The 14,944-nt window shown below is 66.8% G+C and carries 13 protein-coding genes; 10 read left to right on the plus strand and 3 right to left on the minus strand.

All coding sequences use genetic code 11. From position 1 onward, the window contains the following. Nucleotides 1-117 precede the first annotated feature (117 nt). Nucleotides 118-903, minus strand: coding sequence for a trans-aconitate 2-methyltransferase (gene tam, locus ACYRGX_RS19820; RefSeq protein ID WP_473054140.1), 786 nt, complete (start codon nucleotides 901-903; stop codon nucleotides 118-120). Between the two features lie 87 nt (nucleotides 904-990). Between tam and xseA the strand changes: the two genes are divergently transcribed. After that, on the plus strand, nucleotides 991-2,367 hold the full coding sequence (xseA, locus tag ACYRGX_RS19825) for an exodeoxyribonuclease VII large subunit (RefSeq protein ID WP_473054141.1): 1,377 nt from the start codon (nucleotides 991-993) through the stop codon (nucleotides 2,365-2,367). Nucleotides 2,368-2,415: 48 nt separating this feature from the next. Beyond that, nucleotides 2,416-3,660: a mechanosensitive ion channel family protein gene (locus ACYRGX_RS19830; protein ID WP_473054142.1), complete on the plus strand. Its 1,245-nt coding sequence runs from the start codon at nucleotides 2,416-2,418 to the stop codon at nucleotides 3,658-3,660. Nucleotides 3,661-3,676: 16 nt separating this feature from the next. Here ACYRGX_RS19830 and ACYRGX_RS19835 read toward each other — a convergent pair whose 3' ends face one another. Continuing rightward, a complete protein-coding gene (locus ACYRGX_RS19835; protein ID WP_473054143.1) occupies nucleotides 3,677-4,078 on the minus strand; it encodes a DUF6491 family protein in 402 nt (133 codons plus the stop codon). 73 nt (nucleotides 4,079-4,151) lie between these two features. Beyond that, the gene (locus ACYRGX_RS19840; protein ID WP_473054144.1) at nucleotides 4,152-4,535 is read right to left on the minus strand and encodes a DUF6491 family protein; all 384 of its coding nucleotides are present in this window, start codon (nucleotides 4,533-4,535) and stop codon (nucleotides 4,152-4,154) included. Between the two features lie 93 nt (nucleotides 4,536-4,628). Between ACYRGX_RS19840 and ACYRGX_RS19845 the strand changes: the two genes are divergently transcribed. From ACYRGX_RS19845 to ccoG, 8 genes are all read left to right on the plus strand, one after another. Further along, nucleotides 4,629-5,294 carry a glutathione S-transferase family protein gene (locus tag ACYRGX_RS19845; protein ID WP_473054145.1) on the plus strand — a complete coding sequence of 222 codons (666 nt, stop codon included), beginning with the start codon at nucleotides 4,629-4,631 and terminating at the stop codon, nucleotides 5,292-5,294. A gap of 81 nt (nucleotides 5,295-5,375) precedes the next feature. After that, on the plus strand, nucleotides 5,376-5,891 hold the full coding sequence (locus ACYRGX_RS19850; RefSeq protein ID WP_473054146.1) for a sigma-70 family RNA polymerase sigma factor: 516 nt from the start codon (nucleotides 5,376-5,378) through the stop codon (nucleotides 5,889-5,891). Beyond that, complete coding sequence (locus tag ACYRGX_RS19855) at nucleotides 5,888-6,838, plus strand: FecR domain-containing protein (protein WP_473054147.1); 951 nt, start codon at nucleotides 5,888-5,890, stop codon at nucleotides 6,836-6,838. Before ACYRGX_RS19850 ends, ACYRGX_RS19855 begins: the two co-directional genes overlap by 4 nt. Nucleotides 6,839-6,980: 142 nt before the next feature. Next, nucleotides 6,981-9,392: a TonB-dependent siderophore receptor gene (locus ACYRGX_RS19860; RefSeq protein ID WP_473054148.1), complete on the plus strand. Its 2,412-nt coding sequence runs from the start codon at nucleotides 6,981-6,983 to the stop codon at nucleotides 9,390-9,392. Nucleotides 9,393-9,700: 308 nt separating this feature from the next. Next, complete coding sequence (gene leuA / locus ACYRGX_RS19865) at nucleotides 9,701-11,371, plus strand: 2-isopropylmalate synthase (protein WP_473054149.1); 1,671 nt, start codon at nucleotides 9,701-9,703, stop codon at nucleotides 11,369-11,371. 117 nt (nucleotides 11,372-11,488) lie between these two features. Further along, the gene (dbpA, locus tag ACYRGX_RS19870) at nucleotides 11,489-12,868 is read left to right on the plus strand and encodes an ATP-dependent RNA helicase DbpA (RefSeq protein WP_473054150.1); all 1,380 of its coding nucleotides are present in this window, start codon (nucleotides 11,489-11,491) and stop codon (nucleotides 12,866-12,868) included. Further along, on the plus strand, nucleotides 12,865-13,359 hold the full coding sequence (locus ACYRGX_RS19875) for a YgjP-like metallopeptidase domain-containing protein (RefSeq protein ID WP_473054151.1): 495 nt from the start codon (nucleotides 12,865-12,867) through the stop codon (nucleotides 13,357-13,359). Before dbpA ends, ACYRGX_RS19875 begins: the two co-directional genes overlap by 4 nt. 161 nt (nucleotides 13,360-13,520) lie before the next feature. Then, nucleotides 13,521-14,930 carry a cytochrome c oxidase accessory protein CcoG gene (ccoG, locus tag ACYRGX_RS19880; RefSeq protein WP_473054152.1) on the plus strand — a complete coding sequence of 470 codons (1,410 nt, stop codon included), beginning with the start codon at nucleotides 13,521-13,523 and terminating at the stop codon, nucleotides 14,928-14,930. Nucleotides 14,931-14,944: the final 14 nt, after the last annotated feature.

The raw sequence follows: 14,944 nt of genomic DNA on the forward strand, positions 1-14,944 counted from the left end.
GTTGGCCACAGGTGAGACCCCCGGTTCCGGTCCCTGTTCCTGCCCCGTTCCAGCGGCGTTCAAGTCGCGAAGAGCGAGGGACTACGAAGCCGATCCAGAGCGTGTTCGCGGCGCGCGTCAGTCAGGTCCGCCCTGACGGGTGGCGACGAAGAACAACCGCGGGAACGGCAGCAGCAGGGTGCCGTCTTCGAGCTCGGGATAGGCACCCTGCAGGCGCTCGCGATAGGCCTCGAGAAAGTCTTCCCGGGCCTGTCCTGACAGTCGTTGCAGATAAGGCTGCAGCGATGAGCCGGAAAACCAGTCGACCACCCCCTGGGTGCCACCGGCCAATGGGTGCAGGTAGACGGTGCGCCAGACTTCCACACGCGCTCCGGCCTCGCTCAGGCAGCGGTAGTACCAGCAGCCATCGTGCAGGCTGTCGTTCTGGCGCCCGACGCCAGCCAAGCGGTCCTTCCAGGCGGGGCTGGCGGCGACCTCGCGCATAAGCCGATGCGCCGGCTCTTCGAGGTTGTCCGGCATCTGCACCGCCAACTGGCCGCCTGGCGTCAGCTGTTCGAACAGGGTAGGCAGTAGCCGCGCGTGGTCGGGCAGCCACTGCAGCGAGGCATTGGCCAGCAGCACGTCGTAGCGCTGGTCGCTGCGCCAGTGTCCCAGGTCGGCCTGCTCGAAGCGCAGCGACGGCAGGCGCGCACGGGCTGCGTCGAGCATTTCCGCAGACTGATCAATGCCTACCACCTCCGCCGCCGGATAGCGCTGCGCCAGCAACTCGGTGGAATTGCCCGGACCGCAACCCAGGTCGGCGGCGCGCTCCACGCCACCGGCGGGCAACCTGGCGAGCAGGTCGAGCACCGGCTGGTTGCGCTCGCGCTCGAAGCGCGTGTATTGAACGGCGGACCACTGCATGACTCATACTCCGAGCGAATCAGGTCGTTGATTATAGCGAGTCGTCCCCTGCTTTCCCGCCGCCCGGCGGCCCCGTATCATCCCTGCATGCTCAACGATCCTTTCCAGCGTCTGGGGCTCGACCGCGAAGTCCTCAGCGTCAGCCAGCTCAACAACCGCGCCCGTCTGCTCCTCGAGGACGTGTTCGCCCAGGTCTGGGTGGAGGGCGAGATTTCCAACCTCGCCCGCCCCGCCTCCGGGCACATCTACTTCAGCCTCAAGGACGGCAAGGCCCAGGTACGTTGCGCGTTGTTCCGGCAGAACGCCCAGCGCGTGCGCCAGGCGCTGCGCGACGGGCTGCAGGTGCGCGTGCGCGGCAAGGTCTCGCTGTTCGAGGGCCGCGGCGACTACCAACTGATTCTCGACAACGTCGAGCCGGCCGGTGACGGCGCCCTGCGCCTGGCCTTCGAGGCGCTCAAGCAGAAGCTCTCCGACGAAGGCCTGTTCGCCGCCGAGCACAAGCTGCCGCTGCCCACCCACCCGCGCCGTATCGGCATCGTCAGCTCACCGACCGGCGCGGTGATCCGTGACATCGTCAGCGTGTTTCGCCGCCGCGCGCCGCAGGTGGAGCTGACCCTGATCCCCACCGCCGTACAGGGCCGCGAGGCCACCGCGCAGATCGTCCGCGCGCTGGCACTGGCCGACGCACAGGGCTTCGACGCGCTGATCCTGGCCCGTGGCGGCGGCTCGCTGGAGGACCTCTGGTGCTTCAACGAGGAAGCCGTAGCGCGCGCCGTCCACGCCTGCGTGACGCCGATCGTCAGCGCCGTGGGCCACGAAACCGACGTGTCCATCGCCGACTTCGTCGCCGACCTGCGGGCCCCCACCCCCTCCGCCGCCGCCGAACTGCTGGCGCCGCACAGCGACGAACTGATGCAGCGCCTGGAAAGCCTGCGGCGGCGCCTGCTGCACTGCACGCGCGAGCGTCTGCGCCGGGAAAACCTGCGTCTGGACGGCCTCACCCGCCGCCTGCGCCACCCACGCGAACGCCTGCAGCAGCAGGCTCAGCGGGTGGACGACCTGGAGCGGCGTCTGCGCCAAGCCACCGAGCGGCGCCTGGGTAGCGCTGGCGAGCGCCTGGCACGTCTGGACACGCGCCTCGCGGCGCAGCACCCGGGGCGCAACCTGGCGCACCTGCGGCAACGCCTCGACACCCTCGCCGAGCGCCTGCCGCGCGCCATCCGCGAGCAATTGCGCCAACGCACGCAACACCTACAGGCCAGCGCCCAGCAACTGCAGATCGTCAGCCCGCTGGCGACGCTCGGACGCGGCTACGCGATCCTCCTCGACGAACGCGGTCGCGCCGTGCGCAGCGCCGCGCAGACTCAGCCTGGCCAGCGCCTGCACGCACGCCTGGGCGAGGGTGAGATCGAGGTGCGTGTCGAAGACAATCACCTGGAGCCGGTGACACTGCCGTTACTCTGACTTTCTCCGGCGACGCGCCCCTGAGGCCCGTCGTCAGCAAGGACTCCCATGCAAGCCACTTACGCTGCCTTCATCGACTGGCTCGAACTCCACCCGGAACTGCATGCGCTGCTCGGCGCCTCGACACTGCTGGTCGGCGCCTGGCTGGCCAACTGGATCGTCAAGCACATCCTCGTGCGCGGGCTGATGCGTGCCCTGCGCTCCACCTCCCTGGGCCAGGACAAGGCGCTGCACGACGTCAAGGTGGTACGCCGCCTGGCCAACATCGTACCGGCGCTGATCCTCTCCGCTGGCGTGGTGCTGATACCGGGTCTTCCCGAAGCGCTGGTCACGGTGGTGCGCAATGTCTGTACCGCCTTCGTGATCCTCACCATCGCGCTGGCCATCGGCAGTGCGCTGACCCTGGTGAATATCCTCTACGAGCGCCGCCCGGACGCCCACCTCAAGCCGGTCAAGGGCTATATCCAGGTGGTCAAGATCGTGCTCTACGCGCTGGCGACCATCCTCATGATCGCTGCGCTGATCGACCGCTCGCCGCTGATCCTGCTCTCAGGCCTGGGCGCGATGGCGGCGGTGCTGATGTTGATCTTCCAGGACACCCTGCTCTCGCTGGTGGCCAGCGTGCAGATCACCTCGGGAGACATCATCCGGGTCGGCGATTGGGTGGAAATGCCCAACCTGAATGCCGACGGCGACGTCATCGACATCGCCCTGCATACGGTGAAGGTGCAGAACTGGGACAAGACCATCACCACCATCCCCACCCGGCGCTTCATCACCGACCCGTTCAAGAACTGGCGCGGCATGCAGGAGTGCGGGGGCCGCCGGATCAAGCGCAGCCTGTGGCTCGACCAGCAAAGCGTGCATTTTCTCAACGAGCAGGAATGCCATCACCTGCACCGTTTCAGCCTGCTCGACGAGTACCTGAACTACAAGCAGCAGGAGCTCGACGAGTGGAACCTCAAGCTGGAGAGCAAGGGCAAGGAACCGGTGAACACCCGCCGCGTGACCAACCTCGGCACCTTCCGCGCCTATGTCGAGCGCTACCTGCGCAGCCATCCGGGCATCCGCCAGGACATGACCCTGCTGGTGCGCCAACTGTCGCCCGGCGCCCAAGGCCTGCCGCTGGAGATCTACTGTTTTACCAACACCACCGCCTGGAATGCCTACGAGAGCATCCAGTCGGACATCTTCGACCACCTGCTGGCGATCCTTCCGGAATTCGGCCTGAGCGTGTTCCAGGCGCCCAGTGGCCGCGACCTGCGCGAAAGCGCCAGGCCGCTACCGGTTTAGCCTCTCGGGCGGAACATCAGACTCCGACGGCGCCCGGTCCGTCCAGCCGATACAGCGACGCAACGCTGCAGTGCGCCTGGCCGCCATCGCTGGTGGCGACCAGGAAGTCGTTGCCCGGCGCCAGGCCGTCCATGTTGCTCAGATAGGCCAACCGCGCATTCGGCTGCAGATGCCCGCAACTGCCGGCGAACTCCACCAAGTACACCCGCGCGGCACTGCGCAGGACGATGTGGCGGTCATCCAGCGGATGCCAGGTACGCAAGACGAAGTGAGGAATGTTGTCGACCGGCTCGATGACCTGCAGACCGCGCTCGGAGAGAGGCGCGGAGACATCCGCAGCAGGTGCCGTGGAGTGGGCGCACCCCGCCAGGGCAGCAGTGAACGACGCAGCGGCGAAAAACGATAGAAGTGAACGCATGGCAAGTCTTCCTTGGTTGTTGGCGACCTGCGCCAGCGTCCGCACCGCATGCTTCCCGGCGGCTAACGTCAGGTCAGTTGAGTTGTTCCAGACGAGTGATCTCCCGGATCGGACAGTCGCGCGGCATCCCCGGTTCCGGTGTCAGAATTCGGTCCAGGTCCGTCAGTGCGCCCCCCGTTGTGGTGTAGCCGATGCGGTTGCGACTGTCGAGACCGTAACAAGGATAAGCCAGCGTGATGAGGTAATCGCGTCCAGGGCCGGCATCGAGAATCAGGTGGTTGTCGTCGAGCGAGCGCCAGCCCGCGATGCTGAAGGCGCTGATACGGCGCACCGCCTCGCCCTGGCGCAGACCCAGCGTCTGCAGGCGCTCGCTCAGCGGCGCGGGAGGCTGCAACGGGGCCTGGCTGCAAGCGGCCAGCATGACGAAGGCGAGCGACGTGGCGAGTAGGCGAAACATGGCTTTGCTCCAGCAATTGGCGGGAATGGCACTGGCGTGGACCACGACGGTCTGAGAGTCTGACCCATTGACCAACCCCTGCGGGAGTTCGCCGTGATCACCGTTCATCATCTGAACAACTCGCGCTCCCAGCGCGTGCTCTGGATGCTCGAGGAAATTGGCCTCGATTACCAGATTCAGCGCTACGAGCGCGATCCACAAACCCTGCTGGCACCGCCCGAGTTGCGCAAGGTGCATCCGCTGGGCAAGTCGCCGGTGATCACCGATGGCGAGCTGACCCTGGCGGAGTCGGGGGCGATCATCGAATACCTCGCCGAACGCTACGGCGACTGGTTGCTGCCCCCCGCCGGCAGCCCCGAGCGACTGCGCTGCCGCTACTGGCTGCATTACGCCGAGGGCTCGGCGATGCCGCCGCTGCTGCTCAAGCTGGTGTTCGACAAGCTGCGCACCTCGCCGATGCCCTTCTTCATCAAGCCGATCGCCCGCGGGATCGCCGACAAGGTCGGCGCGGCCTTCATCAATCCTCAGTTGAAGCTGCACTTCGGCTACCTGGAGAGCCAGCTGGCCGAGCACGACTGGTTCGCCGGGGACAACTTCAGCGCCGCGGACATCCAGCTCAGCTTCCCGCTGGAGGCCGCGGCGTCACGCGGGGTCCTGCAGGGGCGCCCACGGATCGCCGATTTCCTCGCGCGCATCCATGCGCGACCGGCCTATCGCCGCGCACTGGAGAAAGGCGGCGCCTACAGCTACGCGGACTGACGCAAGAGTCGCCCGCGCATTGCAAAAACGCGAGCCGGACATGACAATGCGAGGCATTATCAACGGCGAATTCTATTCATCATGTCGGCCTTCGATGCCCGCCAGGCTCAGCGACTGTACAGCGACCATCACGGCTGGCTGCACGCCTGGCTGCGCCAGCGCCTGGGCAACGCCGCCGATGCCGCGGACTTCGCCCATGACACCTTTCTACGTGTGTTCCAGCGCTGCGACCTCGGCGCCATCGAAACCCCTCGTGCATTCCTGCGCACCGTAGCCCGCGGCCTGCTGGTGGACCACTGGCGACGCGAGGAAATCCGCCGCGCCTGGCTGGAAAGCATCGCCCACCTGCCCGAGGAACTGGCGCCTTCACCGGAAACCCGACAGGTCGTCCTGGAGTTGCTCGAACGCATCGCGCAGATGCTCGACGGCCTCAAGCCGCGCGTGCGCAGCGCCTTCCTGCTGGCCCAGTGCGAGGGCCTGAGCCACGCCCAGATCGCCGAGCGCCTGGGGGTTTCGGTACGCTCGGTGGAGCGTTACGTGGCCGATGCGCTCTACCACTGCTACCTGATGCGTCAGGCGGAAAACGAGCAGTCATGACGGCCGATGCCGACGACGCCCAGCGTATGCGCCAGGCTTTCGACTGGCTGGTGCGCCTGCGTCACAACGAAGCCCCCGAGTTGCGCCAGCAGTTCGAGCACTGGCGGCGCCAGGATGCGCGCCACGAACGCGCCTGGCTGCAGGCCAGCGGCCTGCAGGCCGAGCTCGCCCAGGAGTTCGGCGGTCTGCCGCGTGGCACCGTCGATGCACTGGAGCATTCGGCGGTTCGCCTGCAACGACGCCGCGCCCTGAAGACGCTGACGCTTGGTCTGGCGCTGGGCGGCAGCGCCTGGCTGGCCCGTGACCTGTCGCTGGTGCAACCGCTGCTGGCGGATCAGGCGACCGGGATCGGTGAGCGCCGACGCCTGGCGCTGGCCGACGGCAGCGCGTTGCACCTCAACACCGATTCGGCGGTGGACCTGCCCAGCGGCGCCAGCCAGGGCATTGAGCTGCGCCGTGGCGAGCTGTTCGTCGAGCGCCGCGAGGACGCGCCTCTAGCGCTGCAAGTGCGCACGCCCCAGGGCCGCTTCATCCTGTACCCCGGCGCCCGCTGCGACCTGCGCCTGGGGCCTGGCAGCACCTGCCTGAGCGTCGAGCAGGGCCAGGTCGACTGGCTCCACGCGCCTACGGAGCGCATCGGCGCTGGCGAGCGTCGGCGCTTCGATGCAAAGGGCAGCCATCCCCTGGGCGACGACGGCCTGGACCCGGGCGCCTGGCGAGACGGGGTGATCGTCAGTCGCGACACGCGGCTGGACGTGTTCCTCGCCGAGCTCGCGCGCTACCGCTCGGGGCACCTGGGCTGCAGCGATGAGGTGGCGGGGCTGAGCCTGTCCGGGGTGTTCCGCCTGAGCGACACCGACGCGCTGCTCGCCGTGGTCGCCGATACGCTGCCGGTGCGCCTGCGCTACCTGACGCGCTGGTGGGTCAACGTCGAGGCAGCGACCTGATTCCGGCCTCCTGCGTTTTTTTCAACAATCGCTGTCGGCTTTTCCCTGTTGGACCGGCAAGGGAATAACAACCATTCCCATTCAAACACCGTCCACAGTGAGCCCTATGCCGTCCTCCATCACCCCATCGCGACTCGCCCCGTTGTCCCGTGCACTGCGCGCCGCCGCCCTCGGCGCCGGTGTCGCACTGGCCGGCGTGCCCGCCCTCGCCCACGCCCAGCCATCCAGCGACCAGGCCCTGCGCCACTACAGCATCGCCGCCGGCCCACTGGCGCAGGTACTCAACCAGTTCGCGCGCAGCGCCGGCATCACCCTCTCCAGCACGCCGCAGCAGACCCAGGGGCTGCAAAGCCCGGGGCTGAAGGGTGAATACGACGTTCCCCAGGGCCTCGCCCGGCTGCTGCAGGGCAGCGGCCTGCGCGCCGAGCACCGCGGTAATGGCAACTACGTACTGGGCAAGGAAGCCGTCGAGCTGCAGTCGATGAACATCAGCGCCACCGCCCTGGGCCCGGTCACCGAGAACAGCGGTTCCTACACCACGGGCAGCGTGGCCATCGGCAAGACCCCGCAATCGTTGCGCCGCACGCCGCAGTCGGTGAGCGTGCTCACCAGCCAACGCCTGCAAGACCAGCAACTCAATACCTTGACCGACATGCTCTACCAGGTCCCCGGCGTGGTGGTCGACTACACCGACAGCGAGCGCGTGACCTACTACGCCCGGGGCTACCAGATCGACGCCATCCAGTTCGATGGCGCACGCATCAACCAGAACGCCGGCAGCGGCAACTTCATCCAGCCGGACGCGGCGACCATCGACCACGTGGAGATCCTCCGCGGCGCCAGCGGCATGCTGCGCGGCTCGGGCAATCCCTCGGGCACGGTGAACATCGTGCGCAAGCGCCCGACCCGCGAGTTCCAGGGTTCCGCCAGCTACACGCTCGGTTCCTGGGAGGCGAATCGCTACGTGGCGGATCTCTCCGGCCCGCTGGTCGAAGGCGGCGCCCTGCGTGGACGCGTGATCGCCGTGCACGACGACAGCGACTCCTTCCAGGACGCGAAAATGGAGCGCAAGAGCCTGCTCTACGGCGTGATCGCGGCGGACCTGAATGACGCCACCACGCTGACCACCGGCATCGAGTACGTCGACCTGGAGGCCACCGGGACCTGGGGCAACCTGCCCGCCGACTTCGACGGCTCACCGTTGAAGTTCTCCCGGGATACCTTCCTGGGCGCCAACTGGGGTCGCTGGGATCGCACCAACCTGCACCTCTTCGGCGAGCTCGAACATCACCTGCAGAACGACTGGAACCTCAGGCTGAGCGCCAGCCGCAGCCGCTTCGCCTTCAAGGACCACGGCTTCCAGCAGACCTACATCTACAACACCGCGGGCAGTACCGACCCTTACGAGTTCGACGTCTCGGCGACGGTCAGCGACGGCGGCGGCGAAACGCTCTACGACAACCTCGGCGCAGTGCTCGACGGCCCCTTCCAGCTACTTGGGCGAGAGCACCACGCGACCCTCGGCCTGGAACGCAACCAGGTCGATCAGACCGGCATCCAGAGCGCCTTCGCGGTGATCGCCAGCGGCGTGGACATCCGCCACTGGAATCCCTCGGCAATCCCCCGGCCAAGCCTGGACATCCCCGACACCGCGGCGCAGACGCTGACCACCGAGAAAGCCGTGTTCGGCACCGTCAGCCTGTCGCTCGCCGACCCGCTGACCGCGCAGATCGGCGCAAGGTTGAACTGGTACGACTTCGAGAACCGCAGCAACGCCAGCGGCGACTACAGCGTCGATCAGGAAATCGTGCCGTATGCGGCGCTGATCTACGACCTCGACGAGCATCTGAGCGCTTACGCCAGCTACACCGAGATCTTCACACCGCAGAGCAGCTACGACGTCTCCGGCGCGCTGCTGGATCCGATGACCGGCGAATCCTACGAGCTGGGCCTCAAGGGCGAGTATTTCGCGGGTCGGCTGAACGCCTCCGCCGCCGTATTTCGCACCAACCTAACGGGCAAGGCCCTGCAGGATGCAGACGCCATCAACGTCCCCTGCCAGCCCAACGGCATCGTCGGCAGTTGCATGATCGCCGGCGGCAAGAGCCGCAGCGAGGGCGTCGAACTGGAGGTGGCGGGCGAGGTGTTGCCCGGCTGGCAGGTCTTCGCCGGCTACACCTACACCACCACCGAATATCTCAAGGACACCGCCGCCAACCAGGGCAACGTGCTGCGCAGTACGGACCCGAAACACCAGCTCCGCCTGTTCACCAGCTATCGCTTCCAGGGCGCCCTGAACGGCCTGACCGTGGGCGGCGGTATGCAGGCACAGAGCGATACCTACGCCACCAGCGGCACCCGCCGCGCTGAACAAGGCGGCTACGCCATCTACAACGCCATGCTTGGCTACCGCTTCAACGAGCACTATTCGCTGCAGTTCAACGCCTACAACCTTTTCGACAAGTACTACTACAAGAAGATTGGCGCCGCCGGCGTGAACTACTACTACGGCGACCCACGCCATTTCAGCCTGACCCTGCGCGGCGATTTCTGACGCGTAATGCATGGGGCGCCCATGGCGCCCCATGGAAACCACGAATCGCCAAAACACCCCACCTAAAAGCAATTAAATCCCCGCAAAAGCCCTATTAAGCAATAAATCGGCGTTTTTCGAGCAAGTGTTGCCATTCCACGCCCCGATGGATAGGGTTCCCCCATGAAAAACGCCAACGTCCTCTTCCTGATCCGCCAGCTCGCCTGCCTGCGACTGGTCAGCCCGCGACTGCGAAGCCTCGCCTGAAACCCCGCTTTCACGGCCTTCGCGGCCTCGCTCCGACTCTCGATATCGCAGGATTGCAACCCATGAGCATGCTCAAAGACCCGTCCAAGAAATACCGTGCCTTCACTCAGGTCACGCTCCCCGACCGTACCTGGCCGGACCAGATCATCGACAAGGCGCCGATCTGGCTGTCGACCGACCTGCGCGACGGTAACCAGTCGCTGATCGAACCGATGGACGCCGAGAAGAAGATGCGCTTCTTCAAATGCCTGGTCGCCGTGGGCCTGAAGGAAATCGAAGTGGGCTTCCCGTCCGCCTCGCAGACCGATTTCGACTTCGTCCGCGAGCTGATCGAAGGCGGCCACATCCCCGACGACGTGACCATCCAGGTGCTCACACAGGCCCGTGACGACCTCATCGAGCGCACCTTCGAGTCGCTCAAGGGCGCCAAGAAGGCCATCGTCCACTACTACAACGCCTGCGCGCCGAGCTTCCGCAAGATCGTCTTCAACCAGGACAAGGCTGGCGTGAAAGCCATCGCCGTGGCTGCGGGCAGCACCATCAAGCGTCTGGCCGAGGCTGCGCCGGAAACCCAGTGGGGTTTCGAGTACTCGCCGGAAGTGTTCAGCTCCACCGAGACCGACTTCGCCGTCGAGGTATGCAACGCGGTGATCGAGGTGTTCCAGCCGACCCCGGCGAACAAGCTGATCCTCAACCTGCCGGCGACCATCGAGTGCGCCACGCCGAACAACTACGCCGACCAGATCGAATGGTTCGGCCGCCACATCGACAAGCGTGACAGCGTGCTGATCAGCGTGCACACCCACAACGACCGCGGCACTGGCGTGGCCGCCTCCGAACTGGCGGTGATGGCCGGCGCCGATCGCGTCGAAGGCTGCCTGTTCGGCAACGGCGAGCGCACCGGCAACGTCTGCCTGGTGACCCTGGCGCTGAACCTCTACACCCAGGGCGTGAACCCAGAACTGGACTTCTCCGACATCGATGCGGTGCGCAAGGTGGTCGAGGAATGCAACCAGTTGCCGGTACATCCTCGCCATCCGTACGTCGGCGACCTGGTACACACCGCCTTCTCCGGCTCTCACCAGGACGCGATCCGCAAGGGCTTCGCCCAGCAGAAGGAAGACGCGCTCTGGGAAGTGCCCTACCTGCCGATCGACCCGGCCGACATCGGCCGCGACTACGAGGCGGTGATCCGCGTCAACAGCCAGTCCGGCAAGGGCGGCATCACCTTCCTGCTCGAGCAGGAATACGGCATCAACCTGCCGCGTCGCATGCAGATCGAATTCAGCCAGGTGGTACAGCGGGAAACCGATCGCCTCGGCCTGGAGATGAGCGCCGCACAGATCCATGAGCTGCTGGTGCGCGAGTACCTGGAAGCCACCAGCCCCTACGTGCTCAAGGGTCATCGGCTGCAGGAAGAGAACGGCACCAGCGCGGTCGACCTGGAAGTCCACCACAACGGTGAAATCCAGCACTGGCGCGGTGTCGGCAAGGGCCCGCTGGAAGCGCTGGTCAGCGCCCTGCCGGTGAAAGCCGAGATCATGGACTATAGCGAGCACGCCATCGGTTCCGGCGCCAACGCCAAGGCCGCCTCCTACATCGAGTTCCGCCTCGAAGGCGAGCGTCCGTTGCACGGCATCGGCATCGACGAGAACATCACCACCGCGAGCTTCCGCGCGCTGTTCTCGGCGCTCAACCGCGCCACCGGCCAGGCTGCCGCCAAGGCCGCCTGAGTCCGCGCGTGACACAAGGGCCTGCCACGCACCCGCGTGGCAGGCCTTTTGCGTTCGGATCTGCGGGCCGCCCCGCACACTGGTAAACTGGCCCGCCGCATCGCCAGGCCGACCATCGTGACCGACACCGCCTTCGCCCAGCTACCGCTGGCGCCCGCCCTGCTCGCCAACCTGGAAAGCCTCGGCTACCAGCAGATGACGCCGATCCAGGCCGCTTCCCTGCCTCATTTGCTGGCGGGCCGCGATCTGATCGGCCGAGCCAAGACCGGCAGCGGCAAGACCGCCGCCTTCGGCCTGGCGTTGCTGCAAGCGCTGAACCCGCGCTGGTTCGGCTGCCAGGCGCTGGTACTCTGCCCCACCCGCGAGCTGGCCGACCAGGTCGCCCGGCAGATTCGCCAACTGGCCCGCACCACCGACAACATCAAGGTGCTGACGCTCTGCGGCGGCACACCCTTCGGGCCGCAGTTGGGTTCGCTGGAGCACGGCGCGCAGATCGTCGTCGGCACCCCCGGACGCATCCTCGAACACCTGAACAAGGGCAGCCTGAAGCTCGACGGCCTGCGCACCCTGGTGCTCGACGAAGCCGACCGCATGCTCGACATGGGCTTCATCGAAGACATCGAGACGATCATCGAGGCGACTCCCCGCAAGCGCCAGACCGCGCTGTTCTCCGCCACCTACCCGGACGGCATCGCTCAACTCGCCGCGCGCTTCCTGCGTGATCCGGCCAACGTGGAAGTCGCCGCCCTGCACGACGACGAGCAGATCGAGCAGCGCTTCTACGAGATCAGTCCGCAGCAGCGTTTCGAGGCCGTCGAGCGCCTGCTGTTCAACGCCCGTCCGCAGTCGTGCATCGCCTTTTGCCAGACCCGCCAGCAGTGCCAGGAGCTGGCCGACCAGCTCAACGCCCGGCGCATCGCCACCGCCGCGCTGCATGGCGAGATGGAGCAGCGCGAGCGCGAGCAAACCCTGGCGATGTTCGCCAACCGCAGCCTCAACGTGCTGGTGGCCACCGACGTCGCCGCCCGTGGCCTGGACATCGCCGGGCTGGAGCTGGTGATCAACGTCGAGCTGTCGCGCGATGCGCAGGTCCACGTACACCGCGTCGGCCGCTCCGGACGCGCCGGCGAGAAAGGCCTGGCGCTGTCCCTGGTGGCGCCGGCGGAAGCCCCCCGCGCCGCTGCCATCGAGGCCCTGCAGGGTGCCCCGCTGAACTGGCGTGAACTCTCGGTGGTGAACGCCCGGGACGACTCGCCGCTGCTGCCGGCCATGGCCACCCTGGCGATCGCCGCCGGACGCAAGGACAAGCTGCGTCCCGGCGACATCCTCGGCGCGCTCACCGGCGACGCCGGGCTGCCGGGCGACGCGGTCGGCAAGATCACCCTGTTCGATCATCAGGCGCTGGTCGCGGTGCAGCGCGAGCGCGCCCGCGAAGCCCTGCAACGTCTCTCCGAAGGGCGCATCAAGGGCCGTTCGCTGAAAGTCCGCCGCCTGTGAACGAACTGCGTTACCTGGGCGGCTACCCACCCGCCCTGCTCGACCAGGTGCGCCGGCTGATCGACGCCGGCAGCCTCGGCGAGCACCTCGCCCGACGTTATCCCGAGCCGCACGCGGTACAGAACGACCGCGCGCTCTACGACTACGTGCAGGCGCTCAAGCAGCGCCGCCTGAAGAGCGCGCCGGGCATCGACAAGGTGCTCTACGACAACCGCCTGGACCTCACCCACAAGGCCCTCGGCCTGCACACCGCGGTGTCCCGGGTGCAAGGCGGGCGGCTCAAGGCGAAGAAGGAAATCCGCATCGCCGCGCTGTTCCGCGAGGCACCGGCGGCCTTCCTCGGCATGATCGTCGCCCACGAACTGGCGCACCTGCGCGAGGCCGAGCACAACAAGGCCTTCTACCAGCTCTGCGAACACCTGCAGCCAGGCTATGCGCAACTGGAGTTCGACACCCGCCTGTACCTGACCTGGCGCGAGTTGGGTAGCTGATACGCCATCCCCATCAGCACCTGCGACCTGGCGTCGCGCGGACCCATGGCTACTGGGCTCGCGCCATCTGATATGCAATTCAACGCAAAATCTGAGTCTGTTATGTAGCCCTCTCGAGGTCGACCATGGGCGGGCATGAAGAAACGCCCACGAGGCCCCCAATGACCGACCGCATACCCGCCAGGCTCGTCGAAGACATCGATGCCAGCCAGCCCCTTCGCCTGACGCCGGCCCAGGCCGGCGGCGCCATTCATACCCGCCGCTTCACCGGGCTGTATCGCAACCTGCGGCGCTACGGCGCGGGCCTGCTCTTCGTGCTGTTCTTCGGCACTGCCTGGCTCGACTGGAACGGCCGCCAGGCGGTGCTCTGGGACCTGCCGGAACGCCGCTTCTACATCTTCGGCGCGACCTTCTGGCCGCAGGACCTGGCACTGCTCTCGGCGATCCTGATCATCGCCGCCTTCGGCCTGTTCGCCATCACCGTGTTCGCCGGTCGCGTCTGGTGCGGCTACACCTGCCCACAGAGCGTATGGACCTGGGTGTTCATGTGGGTCGAGCAACTCACCGAAGGCGATCGCGGCAAACGCATCAAGCTCGACGCCGCGCCCTGGAGCCCGACCAAGCTGCTGCGCCGTGGCGCCAAGCACGGCCTCTGGCTGGCGATCAGCCTGGCCACCGCACTGGCCTTCGTCGGCTACTTCACGCCGATCCGCGCACTGGTCACGGACCTCTTCAGCCTGCGCATGGACCCGACCACCGCGTTCTGGGTGGCCAGCTTCACCCTCGCCACCTACCTCAACGCCGGCTGGCTGCGCGAGCAGGTGTGCCTGCACATGTGCCCCTATTCACGCTTCCAGAGCGTGATGTTCGATGCCGACACGCTGGTCGTCAGCTACGACGCCGTACGCGGCGAATCCCGCGGGCCACGGCGCCGCGATGGAGCGCGCGACGCCACGCTGGGCGATTGCATCGATTGCACCCTGTGCGTGCAGGTCTGCCCGACCGGCATCGATATCCGCGACGGCCTGCAACTGGCCTGCCTTAGCTGCGGCGCCTGCATCGACGCCTGCGATTCGGTGATGGACAAGATGGGCTACGCCCGCGGCCTGGTGCGCTACAGCTCGGAGCGGGCGATGCAGGGCGGCCGCACCCATCTGGCACGTCCGCGCCTGCTCGGCTACGCCGCCGCCCTGCTGCTGATGTTCGGCGCGCTCGGCTGGGCCTTGCAGGCACGTCCGCTCGCATCGCTGGACGTCACCCGGGATCGTGGCCTGTATCGGGAGAACGGCGATGGTCGCATCGAGAACGTCTACAGCCTCAAGCTGATCAACAAGACCCAGCAGCCACAGCGCTACGCCCTGGCCCTCGACGAGACGCCGGGCTACGCCTACCAGGGGCCGAGCGAAGTGAGCCTGGCGGCGGGCGAGATCCGCGACCTGCCGGTGAGCGTCAGTCTGCTGGGCCAATCGCCCCGCGCCGGCACCTCGCCACTGGGGTTCGTCGTGCAGGGTCTCGACGACCCCGAGACCCATCTGGAGGTGGCCAGCACCTTTGTCGCACCGCGCCAGTGATGTCGTAAAGTGAC

The organism is Pseudomonas sp. R4-15 (genome assembly GCF_055768815.1).

Excerpts from the sequence above, each read along its gene's own strand:
- tam (WP_473054140.1), bottom strand. The coding sequence starts at position 903 with ATGCAGTGGTCCGCCGTTCAATACACGCGCTTCGAGCGCGAGCGCAAC.
- xseA (WP_473054141.1), top strand. The coding sequence starts at position 991 with ATGCTCAACGATCCTTTCCAGCGTCTGGGGCTCGACCGCGAAGTCCTC.
- ACYRGX_RS19830 (WP_473054142.1), top strand. The coding sequence starts at position 2,416 with ATGCAAGCCACTTACGCTGCCTTCATCGACTGGCTCGAACTCCACCCG.
- ACYRGX_RS19835 (WP_473054143.1), bottom strand. The coding sequence starts at position 4,078 with ATGCGTTCACTTCTATCGTTTTTCGCCGCTGCGTCGTTCACTGCTGCC.
- ACYRGX_RS19840 (WP_473054144.1), bottom strand. The coding sequence starts at position 4,535 with ATGTTTCGCCTACTCGCCACGTCGCTCGCCTTCGTCATGCTGGCCGCT.
- ACYRGX_RS19850 (WP_473054146.1), top strand. The coding sequence starts at position 5,376 with ATGTCGGCCTTCGATGCCCGCCAGGCTCAGCGACTGTACAGCGACCAT.
- ACYRGX_RS19855 (WP_473054147.1), top strand. The coding sequence starts at position 5,888 with ATGACGGCCGATGCCGACGACGCCCAGCGTATGCGCCAGGCTTTCGAC.
- leuA (WP_473054149.1), top strand. The coding sequence starts at position 9,701 with ATGAGCATGCTCAAAGACCCGTCCAAGAAATACCGTGCCTTCACTCAG.
- ccoG (WP_473054152.1), top strand. The coding sequence starts at position 13,521 with ATGACCGACCGCATACCCGCCAGGCTCGTCGAAGACATCGATGCCAGC.